The organism is Mesobacillus jeotgali (genome assembly GCF_031759225.1).
GTDB lineage: Bacteria > Bacillota > Bacilli > Bacillales > Cytobacillaceae > Mesobacillus > Mesobacillus jeotgali_B.
Genome location: NZ_CP134494.1, coordinates 4,029,183 through 4,045,522 on the forward strand (window position 1 = coordinate 4,029,183; position 16,340 = coordinate 4,045,522).

Here is a 16,340-nt window from a genome sequence, read left to right on the forward strand (position 1 = left end):
TAACAAATTATGCTTTTAAAACATCATGGTCTACATAACGCTCGCCATTCAGTTCACTGATGACATTGATGGCTACCTTCGCACCGTCTCCAGCTGTTATGATTGTGTGCATGCTGACGCCTGCGCAAGTACCTGCAGCCCAAACGCCTTCAACATTTGTCTTACCGGCAGCATCTACATCAAAGATTGTCTTGATTCTTGGCTCTGTGCCATCTTTTGTCGCAAGACCTGATGCTTCAGCTACATCTGTCATCATGCCTGAAGCGATGATGACATGCTTTGCTTCATACTCGCCATTTTCAGTCACGACTTTAACGCCGCTGTCTGTTTTGCTGACAGAAGTAACTGTCGTTTCAACGAACTCGGCACCGAATTTCTTCGCCTGCTTGATTCCAGTCTCGACCAGGTCTGGGCCTGCGATTTCAGGAGCACCATAGTGGTTCTCCATCCAAGCACGCTTCGTTACACTTTTATTGTTGTCCAGCACGATTGTTTTCTTGCCAGCCTTTGCTGCGAAAATCGCTGCGCTTCCGCCTGCAGGTCCAGCTCCGATAATTGCTACATCATACATAGGAAAAATCCTCCTTTTTCTATTTCAATATAATCATAACAAATTCCTTTCCATAAGCGAATATTTTAAACCTAGGAGTTTTTTCACAAAAAAAGAACCCAGCCAATAGGATGAGTTCTCCATTACTCTAACTTTATGCGCGGATCCACCACTCCATATAGGATATCTGCAATCATATTGCCAACGATCATAATCGTCGAAAAAATCATCGTCAGGTTCATCACCATCGCATGGTCCCTCATATCAATAGCCTTGATAAATAGCTGGCCAATGCCAGGATAAGTGAAAATCGTTTCAACAATGATCGCTCCGTTCACTAGATTGACCATATCAAATCCAAGAAAAGTCACTATCGGGATTAAGGAATTTTTCAGAATATGCACATTGTAGATCCTTTTTTCGGAAACACCGATAGCTCTCGCCGTCCTCACAAAATCCTTGGTGCTGTTATCGATGATGTCATCCCGTAAAAATTGTGTATATGTCGCCGTGGCCACGATTCCGAGGACTGTAGCCGGCAAAATAAGATGATGAAGCTTGTCAAGCCAGTATTCAAGAGTCCCTTCAGGAACAGTAATATCAACAGATCCATTCGAAGGAAACCAGTTCAGTTCGAATGAGAAAAAATAGATGGAATAGACAGCAACGACAATCATCGGAAATGAAAGGCCAGTATAATTTATTCCGCTGATCAACCGGTCACCTAATGTGTTAGGATGACGGCCAGCATACCTTCCCATGAAGAAAGAAAGAACATAGGTGATCAGTAAAGATGCAACTCCCAAAATAAGCGTATTTTTCATTTTCTCCTTAAGAATCAAGGTAACGGGGACACGGTAGTAGGAGGATATCCCGAGATCACCTGAAATGTAACTCATGATCCATTTTTTATACTCCATCCAAATAATAGCCAAATCATAGTCAGTGCCCATCACCCTTGGCATCATCATGTATAAAAAGAAGACGACCATGGAGGTCAGGAGCAAGTTGGGAATGGCAATCAGTACTCTTTTAATAGAAAACATTAATAGTTTCATATTCTACCCTCTCAAATATCAATCTGATTTTTGTTCATTGACCAACCGAAAAGAAGCAGCAGATATTTCCTTTTCCTGGTCAACATGTTTGATTTCCTTCTTTTTCTTCATTTTATTGATGAAGTCGATATTCTCATAGGCCAAACTTCTTTCAAGTTCTTTTTTCATCATGTTCGTGACTCCGATCAGGAAAAAGAAGAATATCATTGTACTCAATACAATCCATGGATACTGCATCATGACCTTGAAGTTTTGGCCAATCAGCCCGCCCCATTCATTTGATAGAGTCTCTGCCACAGGCCGTTCCCCGGGCGGTGTAAAGATGCCGCCTTTCGTCCTTCCTCCCATGAAATATTCAAAAAGGCCCAGATGCATGATCATGATCAAAGTACTTAACATCTGCTGAACAAACATCAGCAGTCCCGTTGATTTTAAAAATGGCCAGATATGTTTGGTTAGCACATGAGACCGGCTGCCTCCCATTAAATAGGAAGACAGTACAAATGATTTTTTTTGCATGACTTCAATGAAGTCAATCGTGATCAGCACGATAGCCGGATAGGCAATCAATGTTAGCACACCGATCTGATAGGCTGCGGCGGTCCATACGGGGATTCCCGTATACTGGCCTGTAACTGGCCTCATTAAAAACAGGACAATGATCAAACCCGGCACATAGCGGAATCCCAGGAAGAAATCCTTAAAGTAGACTTTTACTTTTGGCAGCCAGAGGGCAACCATTATTCCAGTTGTGACCCCAAATACAATCCTCGTTGCTGTTATAACGAACACAGCAGCAATCGTGAACTTAGCACCGTATAGATGGATATAGACCATGTCCTGCCCGTTCCGGTCCGTTCCCAATGGGTGGTCAAGCGTGGGCGGGGTTGGCGCCTTGCCTATAACGGTTCCATTTGAATCGTACAGGAAAAACTCTTCATTATATTCTTTGTCGCCATACAAAGGATACATCAGGCTGACAATGAACAGTCCGAGTATCAATAGGAAGCCAGTAATTGTTTTCTTGTAATTGCTCATAGATGGACCTCATCTTTTCCGCGATAGACATGGGCAGTGATTCTTGCCAGCAAATCAACGAAAAGAATTGGCACTGCGATCAGGACGCAAAAAACAATCACTGACGGAGCATCTTTCGTGAAAATAGTATCCATATCTTTTGTGAACCCCTGGAGAGCAAATAAGTATTCAATCAAAACGAGATTGGACAGAAGGATCCAGATTAAAGTCCTTAACTGGATGACCGCCATTGGCAATACATTGCGAAGGATATGCTTGAAATATATGGTCAGGTTATGCAGCCCCTTCGATTTCGCAAAAATGACATAATCCTTTTCCCATTCGCTTTCGATTTCTTTGATCAGAAACTGTGCCATAAAGAAGGATGGCAAAAGCGACACAACCAAAACAGGCATCAAATAGGATTTTTCGCTCAATCCATAAAGCCTGAACAGCTTGATCCCCGTTTCCTTATACATGTAGATCACCACGAATTGAAGGATGAAAATGATCAATAAATCAGGAACAGCTTCACTAAAATTGATCAAGTCCTTCATCTTTGATTGGATTTTTTTCGGAGTGATGATAAAAAGCCCTGTAAGGATGATGCCTCCCGTGACCATCGCCAGCAAGGAAAGACCGAGAAGCTGCAGGGTATAAAAATAACGTTCTGCAATATTTGTTGTCATCCATTGATGGATAAGCAGAGAAGGATTGAACCGAAATATTTGTCCAGTTACGTCCTGCAGAGAACCTAGAAAAAACTCCGGTCCAAACATCAGCCTCTTTTCTTCAACATAAAAAAGCCGAGGAATGGATAGGAATAATACGGTTCCCGCTAAAATACACAATCCTCTGAACAGGTAATGAACAAACAACTTCATTCCATGGCCCTCCAGGAATATTTTTATGTTAAACGATGCTTGTGGAGAGAAAGTTTCACTAACTGAAGAATTTTGCTTAATACTAAAAATCAGCCTGTAATATGTTAAAGTAAGAATGTGATTTGGAAGAATTAAACTTATCTGTGATTGGGGGGAAGAGCTTATGAGGGAACTCTTTGAGCCGGGTACAGAGGATGTCTTTCAGCTATTTTCCAGTGTCCATATGTTTACGCTTGCGGCTTTCCTGCTTATGGCTATCCTGCTCTTCTTGTTCCGTAAGCCGCTGAGAAATCCCCGTGCCAACCGTATTGCGCGGTTCGGATTATTTTTTGTGCTGATTATTTCTGAAATCAGCCTGCAAGTCTGGCTTTGGTGGAGCGGCCATTGGAGCTACCAATACTCGCTGCCCCTTCATCTGAGCAGCATCTCACTCATCCTCTCCGCCATTTTACTTTTAGCAAGAAACTATGCATTATTCGAGTTCACCTATTTTGTCGGTGTCGGCAGCGCCCTGCAGGCGATGATCACGCCGGACATCAGCCTGTATACCTTCCCACACTACCGCTATGTCCATTTCTTCATTTCCCATGGAGGAACCGTAATCGCCAACCTGTTCATGGTATTTGTGGCCGGATACAGACCGACCGGGAAATCTATTTTGAAAGCATTTCTCTGGCTCAACGTCTATACACTGATCGTCTTTATCACCAACTCCCTGATTGAAGGAAACTATATGTACATCTCTGAAAAACCAGTCAATCCATCGCTGATTGACTATCTTGGACCATGGCCGTGGTATATCCTGTCACTGGAGGTTATCGCACTGATCACCTTCGTGCTCTTGTATCTTCCCTTCTGGGTAGCCACCAAGATACATCGGGAAAAACAGCATGATTAACCTACAAAAAGCCCAGAGGTCTCTGGGCTTCTCTCCATCTTCAAATGTTAGCTAACTACCAAGTCAAACGCTGGAGTTTTATATTATCAGCAGCTACCGGATATCCAGAGCCGAACGAATCTAATCCTGGATTGCCGTAAAATGGATAGCCATCTTCCTGATATCCTCCGGGTCCTATTGGGTAGCCGCTTCCCGCCGGACCTGGATATCCTCCTGTCCCCACTCCCGGATAACCGCCTATATTGCCATCCGGGTAACCTCCGAAGCCTGGTCCCGGATAACCGCCTATATTGCCACCCGGGTAACCACCGAATCCTGGTCCAGGGTAACCACCGAATCCTGCACCAGGATAACCGCCAGGAGGAAAATAAGGTACTCCTGGGAAACCTGCTCCCGGATATCCGAAAGGCGGCGGTGGCAATGGACGGGGATTTGCCAGAGCACCGCCAAGAAAACCACCCGCTAAACCGCCCAAAAACGGCAACCAGCCAAGACCAGCGCCAAATCTATAATCATTTCGTTGATAACCATTCACGTATCGATACATATTTTAAGAACCTCCTCTTCTCCCATACTTATGCATGTTCCGCCAATTTTGTCTGGGCCCCACTTCATGCAAACAGCTCAGCTTAATAAACCGGAACAAGCGGAGATCCTGTGACCAGATAAGGTTGTTATTGGATATCTAATTCCATTACCGTTGAGACAGGTTTAAAGCCCAATTTTTCACAAAGGATTCTTGAAGGATTGCCGTCGAACACATTAATCTGGATTGTCCTGATTCCCAGCGCCTTCAACTCATTAATCGCCGCTGTCGCAAGATCCAAAGCGACACCTGACCTCCTGAATTTTGGGAATACATATGCACTAAGCAGATTCCCCATGACCTGGCCCTTTACAGCGTTCCAATCTGTAGCCAGCAAGATCCATCCCCTCACCCGTCCGTTTTCTATATCGATGAGAAAATAGCCCCCATTTTGGATTATAGGCATAAAAAGGTTATATGCATTCTGCACACCATTTTCAGCGTATCCCATCGAGCTCTCCTTCATCACTTTGCCAGACAACTGAACAATATAGTTTGCCTCTGCCTGGGTTGCTCTCCTGATCGCCATACTACATACCTCGATTCAAAACTAATATGTACTAATATATAGAAAGTCTCCGATATGAGTGCTTGTATTAAAGTATGGAAATCATATTCCTTTATCGTTTACTGAAAAACGCCTTCAGAAACACTTAATCAGGAGCAAGTCACTGCAATAAACAGGTCCATAAATCTGTTTTATATTTAACTTTTGCCAACAGAAGGTTATAATAAGAACAAGAACATACGTTCCTATACGGAGGAGAAGGTTTATGGAAAGTTGGGAAGCAAGCTACATTGCAGGAGTTATTGACGGTGAAGGAAGTATTACCTTAACGAGAATGCATAATAAGGAACACCGCAGACCAATGATTTCTATTGCTTCAACAGATAAAGAACTATTGCTTTATGTTCAGACTTTAACTGGAGGAGCCATTACAAACAAAAAGAATTATAAGCCTAACATACATAAGAATTCTTATACTTTGACCATAAAGAATAAAGATGAAGTCCTAACTACTCTACACCATATTCAACCCTTTTTAAGAATTGAACGGAAGCGTCTGCGGGCATTATGGATAATAAATCACTACGAGTCAGTTACTCCACGCAATGGTAAATATAGACCTGAAATGTTATAAGCAAAAGTAGAATTTGAAGAATCATTCTTTAAGTTTTAAGAAAGCTCTTTTTTACAATAAAAAAAGCATAAGCCTGCCATCTGGCAAACTTATGCTTTAGTTCACATGTGACGTAAGCCATATAATTTCTACTTAATCAAGCATATGGTTTCCATCCATTGATACTAAAGAGCTAAGCCATTTTTAGTTTTTAGATTCATCTTGAACCTATAAATAAAAATAAAATTCCCACTAAAAAAGGCCTTATTTTTTATACTTTCGGAAACGTTATGGTTTATTTTTATATCTTAGGAAATTTTATGATTTACCGCCTTTTTGACAATTCATACCCTAATTCAATAGCAGTGGTTTTTCGAAAATCATTAAAAACCTTTTGACGGAATATGTTTGGGTCAATACCTGGATTTCTTTGGGTTATTTTTGCTACACTAGGGTAAATTCCTTCTTCATTTAATTCATAAATGACTTTTAAAATCTGGGACTGAGTTTGTTCTAGACGTTTTCTTTTATTTTCGCTAATATAATTTGAGAACCTAGTTGATATTTCCTGACATAAAGTTGGATGATGCCTTTTTGCAATTTTATATGATATATCATTATCATCTAAACATTTGATTAGACTTTCTGGCTCATCTTTTTTTAAGCTTTTTTCTAAAACTTCTTTAATTTTATTGTGCACCTGTATATCTTGTTGGTTTTTGAAAGATAAGTACTTATCACTTATTTTCTTACCCAGAATTGGGTAATTCCAGTATACGTATTTAGAAGTAACCCCTAATTCATTGCAAATTTGTCCCAGACTCCTTGGTTTATCTTTTTTTATCTCGTTTAGTAAAGAGCTATAAACCTTTTCTTTTGTAACCTTTTTTCGAAGTACACCTTGATCAGTTATACACTTGTGGTTCAATATGTCATTTTCCATTGATAACGATAATAGTTCGTCAATCGTGCAATCTAGTTTTTGACAAATGGAAACAAGTGCTTCCGGACTTGGAATATGACGATTCTTCATCCAATCAATTAACTTATGATAACGTACGTCCAAAAACTGAGCAAAATCTAAAACCCTACCGATTTTTAAACTTTCTTTTATCTGCGGAAGTACCAAACAGATGAAACTTTTACTTGGAAATGAAGTTTGTTTAGAACCAGATTCTAATAATTTCTTATAGTACTCTATTAGAAAAAGTTCTTCTTTAGATAAATATTCTTTTTTATTAGATGATTCACTTTCTCCTAACCATTGATAACAATACTGACAGTGCCCTACTAATGAGTGTCTATGAATAAAAGCCAATTTTTTGCCACAGTTATGACAATGTTCCTTTAGTCTTGAATAATGGATCTCGCATTTTTCTATATCTGATACCAACCAAATCAATGGTTCATAAACGGGTTTTGATTCTTTTCTCCATTCTTCTAGACAAACCGGACACCACCTCTTGTGTTTTACAACAATATTCTTTGAAAATATCCCTTCCCAATTTTTAAAGGTTAAATGTTCGATATCATTCCTCCCAGTCAATTTTTCTAGTACATTTATAAACTCTCGATTTATTGAACTTATGCCATTAATTAGATAATAACGATTAGGTGCAAGCCTCTTAGCAAACTTATCTGTCAGATAAGTAGATTCTAAACGTGGTCCAATAGTTTCATTTAAAAGAATTGTAATAGGTACATTATGATATATTGCTAGTCTGGATATATAACTAGATAAACTCTCTACATATGATGTGCCGAGACCAATAGGCTCTATTCCAAAAAAAACACTTCTCGGTTTAACCTCATTTATTTTTCTCTTGATCAACTGATCAATCATGATTTATTCCCCTCATATTAACTTTTTTAAGGGTTAAGACCATAAAAGCCTTAACCCTTCTATCTATGCCTTACCTACTTTATTTCGAACCGGATTTGGTATACCTGGTTTTTTACTATTTGTCTTACGCTTTTTGGATGAATCTTTGGAAGACTGAGTATCACTTGAATCTTCTTCAAGTTCACCTCTGTATAAACTTCTAATCATTTCCCTGAGTTCTCCATTATCTAAAAATTGCATTTCTCCATGAACCGCTTCTGAAGCTAGCCGAAAAACTTTCTTTAGACTTAATGCATTTTGTTTCAGATGAGCCAAAGTCACTGTATCAGCATTTTCTCTTAATGCTTGATTTAAACTGCGTTGTAACCACTGCTTTAAAATTCCAACACATCCAATGCTATTCTCATAAAGATATTGTGTATGTTGCACTAACTGAGGTTCAATTGAAACTGGGATTAATTTTTGAAACGAATTTATGCAACCTTTAAAAAAATTCATATCAGTTTTGTCCTGATTATCATAGCGGGGAAAGTGAATCTCCTTTACTCGACTTGTCAGTTGACCATCAAGATTAATCATAGTATTCAAATCATAAGTACCAAACATAACAAATACAGTTCCTGCCATATTAGAGAGGGATTTAATTGAATTAAATTGTGTTATTAACGCATCTGATCCCCCTCCAATTTTGAAGAAGTGCTGGGCTTCATCAATTAAAAAAGCTTTTGTTTCACGGTGGTAAAAAACTCTCTCAATAGATTGTCTCAACTCTGGTGAAGTGTTACTGTCAAAAGGACTAATGCTTTTTGATTTCTTTTTGTTCATCAAGTCATTAAGGTTGACTTTATATTCAACCATTTCTTCACTCATTGCTAATAAAACTCTCTTATAAAAGTCCTTCCAGTTAAATTTACGACTATCAGGATTAGGCAACTCCATACCAGAAACAGGAATAATAGATTGATTTTCGGACATTTCTTTATTCATCTCTTTATTGATCTCATCTATTATCTCAAGTATCATTCTTGACTTCCCAATTCTTGATGGCCCGATCACCATTATAATGTTATAATTTTGTTCTTTTATTTCTTTTATTACCTCATTTTTTACTTTCATGAAATGGGGATGTGCTAAGGTATACTCTTCAAAGAATTTTGTTTTTTCATCATTTGAAGCATTTAACAATTCTAAATCGAACATTCTTTCATCTTTACTCATCCCCTACCCTCCCAAAGAGTAACAAATCTGTATCTTCACTTTCATCAATTTCAGATTCTGGTTCTATTTCATATCCATTGGTTTCAACAGACGGCTTAATTTCCTCGAAATGAGACCCTTGTTCCTTGTTCCTATTGCTTATTTTATCTTCCCACAGTGACTTTTCGATTTCTTCGGTTTCGGAGATGAATTCTGCAATCATTTTATCCGTAAGTTGGTTGCCTTTTTCATATTGTTTTCTCTTTTCAAGTAACTCCTCAGTAATTTGCTTAAGCTCCTTCTCTGTTTTATTCTTTATAAATGCGTAATAGCTCGAGTAACACTTCACCCAACGCTTATTCACAAAAGCATAAGCAATACCAATATTAAAAGGATCGTAACGAACTTCGACCTTTTTATTTTCAACTCTTGGGTCCTTTAATTCTTCGCAAAAGTAATAGAAATAATTTAACTTAAATCCTTTTCCAGGATACACTTTTCTTTCTGGTATAACAGGATTAGGAAGTGTCATAAGAATAAAATCGTCATTATAAGGAATATAAGTATCTGGCCGTTTTCCAGTCTTAGCAAGCGACTGATTAAATACATTCTTTGGTGTATCAAATAACGCTGAATGTTCCTTATTGTCATAAATCTCATCAATCCACTTTTCTAATCTCTCTACTAATAATTCCAATTTCCAAACCGCATGGTTTTCTGGATTAACAGATTTCGTAACTTGACGAACATTTTTCATTATTTGAGTATTTCCCTGCAAGTTATGAAAGAAGGCTTTATTTGCAACCCCAAACAACCGCTCTATTATGTTTCCATATCGTGCTTTAGCAGGAGGCCTAACCTTCTTAGTGACTTCATATCTCATTAAAAGAGCGTCAAAATAAGTGCTCTGGAAGTCTTTCCCTCCATCGACTACTACCAATTGTGGCAACCTATTATATTTCTTCACACATTCTCTGATAATCATCATTTCCGTTTTTTTACTAGGTGCATCAAATGACAAGTAGAAAGCAAGTATTCTTCTTGAAAATGCATCAATCAGAAAAGTACACCACGGCTTTTTTGTTTTCCCATTTCCTATATCAAGCCTTACATCAACTTGCGTGTGGTCAATATGAGCTATTTCAAAAGCTCTGTCCCCATGACTTGGTGTGGTCTCATCAATAACCCAATGAAACTCTTCATACTCATATGCTGCTCTACTTCCCTCTCTATTATTTTTAAGTTCATACTGGCTTCTACGGTTAATTTCCTTGCAAAAAGTTTGGTAGGTTGCAGGGTTTCTAATACCACTCTCTTTGCAAAGTTTTTTATATTCTTGATGTACAATTTTTGCTGTTTTTAATTTTATTGTTTTATAACTTTCATCAATTACTTTATTCATTAGTTCAATTGATTTAACTGGGATTTTCCTTTTATGATTCCCTCTACCTTTGTTATTGGGTACTAACCCTAAAAATCCGTTTCCATAGAGTTCTTTGGCCTTGTTGAAATCCCGTTTCCAGTTTCGAATAGTTCTATCGGTTACTTTAATGTCGCTTATGTCTTCCCCTCGTTCTAGCTTTTTCAAAATCTCATACCTTCTGTTGGCTATTTCGTAATCTTCTTCAGTCGTAGCTTCAATTATCTCTTTAACTTTCGGATTATCCATTGCATTTTTAATATCTATTCCAACTATATACCCTTCAGATATATAAGTCTCAAATACATCACGAGGAATAGAGTTATGCTCTCCTTGTTCTGAGGCTAAGAAGATCGTATTATGATCATGATTTATTATTTTCCACGGTTTATCTCCCCACATTAACATTGACCCAAATGATACCGTAATTTTTTGAGTTTTCTTTTGCTTTGCTTGTTCTCTCATATTAATAAAACTTATTTTTTGCTCTTTTGATAAATAAACCCTAACAGTCTCAGGTTCAATCAATAATGAATCAAATAGGTCAACATATATTATGCCTAATGCAATTAACGAATTGATATGATCTATTGTAAACTCATTACCAGCCAAATCACTTAGAGCTTGCAATGTAATTCCAGGACATGACATAATTTTTTTTCTGATTTCTTTCATACTTACTGGATCTGGCTCCTTACCTTTTAAGTAATCCTTCAAATAGACCAAATTTCTTTGTAGTCTCGGACTTAACTCTTTGGAGGATACCACGAAAAAGTTTAATCCTAATTCTTTGCTGTATTCTTCACCTGGCGTATAATGCCATGTCCTTTCTTTATCCATATAATACTTGGGGTTCTGTTTCTGTGAGAGCTTTATTAGCTCCTCCTCTGTCTTGCATTCAACCCAATAAGCCTTGTCCTTTTCAATAACAAAATAATCTGGAGTCCTCCATCCCACCTTTTTTAATTTTAAGCTCGGTGGTTGATCATAAAATTCCAGCACATTTTCATCAAACTCTAACATATAAACTGTCGGTAATTCGACGTGCGAGCTTTCATATTGAATGGAAACTCCCATTTTTTTGCTTGGAAAAATACCAGAAGAATTTTTTGTTCCACCCCCGACACGTCTAGAAGGATCGGAACTCCTTATTATTTGAATCTCTTCTGTAGCTTCCCTTGACAAATTCAATTTCTCAGCCCACTGATTAAATTCCTCAGATTTCATAGCCACACCTATCACCTTTCTTTAACTGTATTTTCCCTTCATTAAAGCTAGATTGCTTCTCCATTAGCCATATTAGTCCATGTATAATAAGCACTTCTCTTTATTTCTTTCATTTTCCAAATTAATTTTGCTCTTCTGTTGGTTATATATCTAAAGATTCTTATTACCTCCTACATCTGCTCTAAAAAATGGATTACATAAACAATTTTGCATCAGTCAAACATATTTCATTTTTAATCAATTAAAGCATTGATTTCCCCTTTAAAATCGCCAAATTGCATCGGAATGAAAAAAATGAAATTTGTTTCATGAAATTTTCACAAAAGAAAACTCCCCCTTATTTATAAGGAGGAGTTTAAAAAGCGATATATAATTGATGAATTAGCTAAACAATACATTTTCATCACCACTGTATATTTTTTATATTCTATATAGATTAATCCATATTATATAATCGAAATTTAATTTATATGTCAGTACACTAAAGAAATCCAAAATGGACTTTCAAAAATTATATACTAAAGCTTTTATTAAAACAACATATTTCCTAGAAAGTAATTATAATTTCACCTTATGTTTGATAAATAAATCCTGCCAATGTTTTTGCAATATCCTTTCTTTCAATACACCTTGCTTATTCATGAAAAATTCCATTTTTCTTCTGCTTGGATAGATTCCTTGTTGATACAAATTTATAAAAGTTTTCTCCAACAGGTCTTTTAGTTCGACTATTCTTTGATGTTTTCGCTCCTCAAGGTAATGCTTATATTGATTCGATATTTGAATACAAAGATTACCAAAGTTTCTATAGAGTGTTCTTTTATTTATACCTACCCTTTTTGCGGCAACTTCCATTGAAATAGTTTCTTCTCCTTGTATTATTTCTTCTAGTTGCTTTTGAATATATATATTGTCTAACTGTTTTCTGACCTTTACTAAAGCGGCAACTTCTCTTTTCTCGTTATTCAAAGTTTCAATTTTTCCAACATCGACATTTTTAAATAACAATTGCTCAATTCCGATGGTTAACTGATAACATATATACAGTTGATTATCTATTGTTGGCTTAACGTCACCTTTTAACCAACCACTAATTGTGTTTCGAGCAAATTTTAGTTTCTGGCTAAATTGATTAATAGCTCCATTAAATACTTTATCATTTATAAGATTGAGGTTTTCAACCAGCTTTAAATCTAATGGTAAAGGCACTTTATCCTCATTAGTTAACAATGTACTAATATTCAAGAAAACAAAGTTTTGCCACTCTAAACTCTCCTGATCACATAGCTTTATTTGATCCCCTCCCCCTAAACTTTGATTACAATGTTGGCAAAGTCCCACTATCGATTGCCTACGTAGAATATCCTGTCTTTCATGGCATGATGGACACGTATTAACTAAATAACAAGAGTGAATGTGGCATACTTTTATAGGTTCTAGATACCAAATTAGGGGGTAGTATATCGTCTTTCTGTTATCTACCCATTCTTTAATACAACATGAACACCAAAACAACGCTTTTTTAAATAGTCCTCTTAAAGGTATGACATTTTTATATTTCAATAAAGTTAACTCTTGTAAGTCAATTCTTCTTGTCAGTTTCTTTAAGCAATAAACCATGTCATAGGAATTTTCCATATATCCGTTTAAAGTTTTGGCTCCCTCATAGAAACGATTACCACCAAAATCACTGCTTCTGAGTAAATAATCCTTATCCATAGTCGGTACTAAAAGCTTATTCACCAAATGGCCAACCGTAGTGGTATGCTCAAAGGCGATTCTGGTTAGATAACTTGTTAAGCTTTCAACAAATTCTGTCCCGATTCCAATCGGCTTTAAGTTGTAAAGGATACTTCTTGGAGTTCCTGATAAATTTTCATGCATGGAAGCCACCTCATTTTAGAGGTATTATTCCGCCTATTATGAAATTTATTCCAATTGATTTTAAGAAAGCACCCATTATCCTACCTACAATTATAGGTTTTGAATTTCCAATTTTATATTGAACAGTATATTTGCACTGCCCAGCAAGAGATCCATAAAAAACATAAGCGCTTCTTCAACATAAACCAGCTAATAGGAGTCAAGAACTTCTTATTAAAATATTTGTTCTTCCGTGTTATACTTTTGGAGGCACGCCAAATAACCCTCCAAATACTGTTTGGAAGGTTTTTCATTAACTGTTTTATCTTGTTCATTAAGCCATATCTAGGAACTGCTCATTCCTTTTTAGGATTGCATAAATCCAGTGTAAAAGCTTGTTTACACAAGCTATCAGTGCTACTTTTGAAGGCTTTCCTTCATTTCGTTTCCGATCATAATACTCTTTTAGCTTCTTGTTCCTGGAGCTTCTTATACCGCATAAAACGGCCATATACAAAGCGTGCCGTAAACGGCTTGAACCTCGTTTAGTAATATGATTTATAGTAGCTGTAAACTTACCTGATGAATGGACACTTGGATCAATTCCAGCGTAAGCCACAAGTTTTTTAGGGTGATTAAACCGGTCAATTTCTCCGATTTCGGAAATGATCGTTGCCGCGATCTTTCCTCCTATACCGGGAATTGATTGGATTATCTTACATTCTTCAATTTCTTCTGCCAGGACATCTATCTCTGCCTCTATATTGGATAGGTGTTCTTGGTACTGAAGAAGCATAGAGATATACATATCCAAACTGAACAACTGACTTTGATACACACCTTGTTGGAAAGGATTTCGCTCAGCCGAAGCTATTAATTTAGCTACCCTCTCCCTGGCCCAACCTTCAGACCGTTTTATACGCATTCCCACAATTCGCTCCAGTATCTTTACTTCACCAGTCCTCAGAACATCTTCAGATGTAGGAAACTCCTTTAAAATCTGTAGAGAAACTTTTGAAAATAGATCTCCAAAGACTCCCCTATATTCCGGAAATACCTGGTCAAGAATTGTGTGGAATTGAAGTTTTGCCTGAATGTAAAGGTTCGAAACGGCTTCGTATTGCCTTGACAGTGTTCTTAAATTTAGTAGCCTTAGTCCTCGTTTCTTATAAGGCTCAAATTCTTCCTTGTAATACAAAACACAAAGTTGATATGCATCCACGGCATCCGTCTTTACCTTTCTAAGACTGGTTTTCTTGGCCTGATGAGAAATGATGGGGTTTACCAAGATATATAGATATTGACTCTCCTCCAGACATTGAATAATTGGTGTATGGTAATGACCTGTAGATTCAAGAATTACTGCTGGTCTAACGCCAGTCTTTCTTTCTATCTCTTTCAAAAAAGAGATGAAGGTATCTAAATCCTCCTTGATATGTTTTATCCTGAAGCTCTTTCCAAATGGCTTGTCTTTATCTAGAAATGCCTGAGCTTCACTTTCTCCTTTGGCCACATCCAGGCCAACTACTGGATTCAATGATTATCTCTCCCTTTGTTTACTCGCCAGTAACCCCAATACCTTCCTGTAGTTCCATAGCTTCGCTTGTTATACGAGATCAAAATTGTCCCAACCAGCCTCAAACATCATTCTACAAGTAGGGGGCGAACAGTTTATATTACGAGATCTAACTCCCACGCACCCGTACGTTCTACCCTGGCTACTGAAATAATAGGTCCTATAAAAAAAAGAGCCAACCAGTAAATACTGGTTAACTCTATAATACGAAGGCACCCGTTACTTCAATAGAGATTGGGACTTGTATTCTTTCGTTATGTAGTCCATTAAAAAATCTCTATCTTCTGGAAATGATAATTCGAAAGTCTTTATTTCATCAACGTTTTTCCAAGCAATATCATAAATCAGATTATCTGGATTGTTTTTGACGCCATTAATTATCCGAAAGTTGACGGTATTGCCTGTCCAGAATTAGTCGATTATAATGTCCGTATATAATTCGAAACATTTCGACATTTATTCTGGAGAAAGGAAAAGACGTCCCCCATAAATGTATAACTGCGCCAACAGTTATACAGGAGACGTCCCACCAAAAAGTATATGGTTATTGTATCAGATTATCAGCTGATTGAAAACACTCATACTGGAGTTTTTAGTTAGGGGTGCGGGGAGGATTCCTTCCCCATGCTGTGGTAAAGACATGTTGGTTAGAGGTACAAAGAATCGAAAAGCCAAGGATCATACAGGTCAGAGTAAAACATATAACATCCGAAGATTGCAGTGCACCAATTGTCAGACCATCCATCATGAACTTCCAGATTTATTGATTCCTTATAAACGCTATGAGGCTGAATGTATCGAAGACGTTCTTACGAACCCGTCCGCCCATATTGTTGCTGCCGATGATTCCACTCTTTCGAGATGGCACGGCTGGTTTCATCAATTTGTGGATTATTGGATTGGCTGTTTGAATTCCATCATGATCAGGACCAACCAGGGAAATATCCCCCAGGATGTCACGTCCAAATGTTCAGGGACCGCACTTCAAAGGATAGGACGCTTGGCAGGAGATGCCAATGGATGGCTGACAAGAATTGTCCGGCCCATCGTAAATATTAATTTATGGATACATACCCGTTCCGCATTCATTGTCCAATAGC

Annotated in this window: 14 protein-coding genes; 3 read left to right on the forward strand and 11 right to left on the reverse strand. The window is 37.6% G+C overall.

Going from position 1 to position 16,340, the window contains the following annotated elements:
- Positions 1-7: 7 nt before the first annotated feature.
- The 4 genes from RH061_RS20310 to RH061_RS20325 all read right to left on the reverse strand — a co-directional run bounded on the left by RH061_RS20310 (position 8) and on the right by RH061_RS20325 (position 3,509).
- A complete protein-coding gene (locus RH061_RS20310) occupies positions 8-571 on the reverse strand; it encodes an FAD-dependent oxidoreductase (RefSeq protein WP_311072608.1) in 564 nt (187 codons plus the stop codon).
- Between the two features lie 122 nt (positions 572-693).
- Positions 694-1,608 (reverse strand): ABC transporter permease, encoded by a 915-nt coding sequence (locus tag RH061_RS20315; RefSeq protein WP_311072609.1) that lies wholly within the window; start codon positions 1,606-1,608, stop codon positions 694-696.
- Between the two features lie 18 nt (positions 1,609-1,626).
- Positions 1,627-2,646: a hypothetical protein gene (locus RH061_RS20320; protein ID WP_311072610.1), complete on the reverse strand. Its 1,020-nt coding sequence runs from the start codon at positions 2,644-2,646 to the stop codon at positions 1,627-1,629.
- Positions 2,643-3,509 carry an ABC transporter permease subunit gene (locus RH061_RS20325; protein ID WP_311072611.1) on the reverse strand — a complete coding sequence of 289 codons (867 nt, stop codon included), beginning with the start codon at positions 3,507-3,509 and terminating at the stop codon, positions 2,643-2,645. Before RH061_RS20325 ends, RH061_RS20320 begins: the two co-directional genes overlap by 4 nt.
- A gap of 163 nt (positions 3,510-3,672) precedes the next feature.
- On the opposite strand from RH061_RS20325, the gene RH061_RS20330 reads away from it, so the two are divergent.
- Positions 3,673-4,407: a YwaF family protein gene (locus RH061_RS20330; protein WP_311072612.1), complete on the forward strand. Its 735-nt coding sequence runs from the start codon at positions 3,673-3,675 to the stop codon at positions 4,405-4,407.
- Between the two features lie 55 nt (positions 4,408-4,462).
- Here RH061_RS20330 and RH061_RS23110 read toward each other — a convergent pair whose 3' ends face one another.
- The gene (locus RH061_RS23110) at positions 4,463-4,954 is read right to left on the reverse strand and encodes a hypothetical protein (protein WP_396654830.1); all 492 of its coding nucleotides are present in this window, start codon (positions 4,952-4,954) and stop codon (positions 4,463-4,465) included.
- Positions 4,955-5,081: 127 nt separating this feature from the next.
- A complete protein-coding gene (locus RH061_RS20340) occupies positions 5,082-5,522 on the reverse strand; it encodes a GNAT family N-acetyltransferase (protein WP_311072613.1) in 441 nt (146 codons plus the stop codon).
- A gap of 244 nt (positions 5,523-5,766) precedes the next feature.
- On the opposite strand from RH061_RS20340, the gene RH061_RS20345 reads away from it, so the two are divergent.
- Complete coding sequence (locus RH061_RS20345) at positions 5,767-6,135, forward strand: LAGLIDADG family homing endonuclease (RefSeq protein ID WP_311072614.1); 369 nt, start codon at positions 5,767-5,769, stop codon at positions 6,133-6,135.
- A 304-nt stretch (positions 6,136-6,439) separates the two neighbouring features.
- On the opposite strand, the gene RH061_RS20350 is transcribed toward RH061_RS20345, so the two are convergent.
- From RH061_RS20350 to RH061_RS20370, 5 genes are all read right to left on the reverse strand, one after another.
- Complete coding sequence (locus RH061_RS20350; RefSeq protein ID WP_311072615.1) at positions 6,440-7,957, reverse strand: TniQ family protein; 1,518 nt, start codon at positions 7,955-7,957, stop codon at positions 6,440-6,442.
- Positions 7,958-8,020: 63 nt separating this feature from the next.
- Positions 8,021-9,175: a TniB family NTP-binding protein gene (locus tag RH061_RS20355; protein WP_311072616.1), complete on the reverse strand. Its 1,155-nt coding sequence runs from the start codon at positions 9,173-9,175 to the stop codon at positions 8,021-8,023.
- Complete coding sequence (locus tag RH061_RS20360; protein ID WP_311072617.1) at positions 9,168-11,801, reverse strand: Mu transposase C-terminal domain-containing protein; 2,634 nt, start codon at positions 11,799-11,801, stop codon at positions 9,168-9,170. The genes RH061_RS20355 and RH061_RS20360 overlap by 8 nt, the downstream gene beginning before the upstream one ends.
- A 558-nt stretch (positions 11,802-12,359) precedes the next feature.
- A complete protein-coding gene (locus tag RH061_RS20365) occupies positions 12,360-13,685 on the reverse strand; it encodes a TniQ family protein (protein WP_311072618.1) in 1,326 nt (441 codons plus the stop codon).
- Between the two features lie 313 nt (positions 13,686-13,998).
- Positions 13,999-15,201, reverse strand: a complete 1,203-nt coding sequence (locus RH061_RS20370) for an IS110 family RNA-guided transposase (protein WP_311072619.1) — start codon at positions 15,199-15,201, stop codon at positions 13,999-14,001.
- Positions 15,202-15,808: 607 nt separating this feature from the next.
- Here RH061_RS20370 and RH061_RS20375 point away from each other — a divergent pair.
- Entirely contained in the window at positions 15,809-16,339 is a 531-nt protein-coding gene (locus RH061_RS20375) for a DUF6431 domain-containing protein (RefSeq protein ID WP_311070903.1), read from the forward strand.
- Position 16,340 lies beyond the last annotated feature (1 nt).

Bases quoted from the DNA above. Each gene is read 5' to 3' on its own strand.
- RH061_RS20320 (WP_311072610.1), bottom strand. From the start codon at position 2,646: ATGAGCAATTACAAGAAAACAATTACTGGCTTCCTATTGATACTCGGA.
- RH061_RS20315 (WP_311072609.1), bottom strand. From the start codon at position 1,608: ATGAAACTATTAATGTTTTCTATTAAAAGAGTACTGATTGCCATTCCC.
- RH061_RS20330 (WP_311072612.1), top strand. From the start codon at position 3,673: ATGAGGGAACTCTTTGAGCCGGGTACAGAGGATGTCTTTCAGCTATTT.
- RH061_RS20310 (WP_311072608.1), bottom strand. From the start codon at position 571: ATGTATGATGTAGCAATTATCGGAGCTGGACCTGCAGGCGGAAGCGCA.
- RH061_RS20340 (WP_311072613.1), bottom strand. From the start codon at position 5,522: ATGGCGATCAGGAGAGCAACCCAGGCAGAGGCAAACTATATTGTTCAG.
- RH061_RS20325 (WP_311072611.1), bottom strand. From the start codon at position 3,509: ATGAAGTTGTTTGTTCATTACCTGTTCAGAGGATTGTGTATTTTAGCG.
- RH061_RS20355 (WP_311072616.1), bottom strand. From the start codon at position 9,175: ATGAGTAAAGATGAAAGAATGTTCGATTTAGAATTGTTAAATGCTTCA.
- RH061_RS20360 (WP_311072617.1), bottom strand. From the start codon at position 11,801: ATGAAATCTGAGGAATTTAATCAGTGGGCTGAGAAATTGAATTTGTCA.
- RH061_RS20365 (WP_311072618.1), bottom strand. From the start codon at position 13,685: ATGCATGAAAATTTATCAGGAACTCCAAGAAGTATCCTTTACAACTTA.
- RH061_RS20350 (WP_311072615.1), bottom strand. From the start codon at position 7,957: ATGATTGATCAGTTGATCAAGAGAAAAATAAATGAGGTTAAACCGAGA.
- RH061_RS23110 (WP_396654830.1), bottom strand. From the start codon at position 4,954: ATGTATCGATACGTGAATGGTTATCAACGAAATGATTATAGATTTGGC.
- RH061_RS20345 (WP_311072614.1), top strand. From the start codon at position 5,767: ATGGAAAGTTGGGAAGCAAGCTACATTGCAGGAGTTATTGACGGTGAA.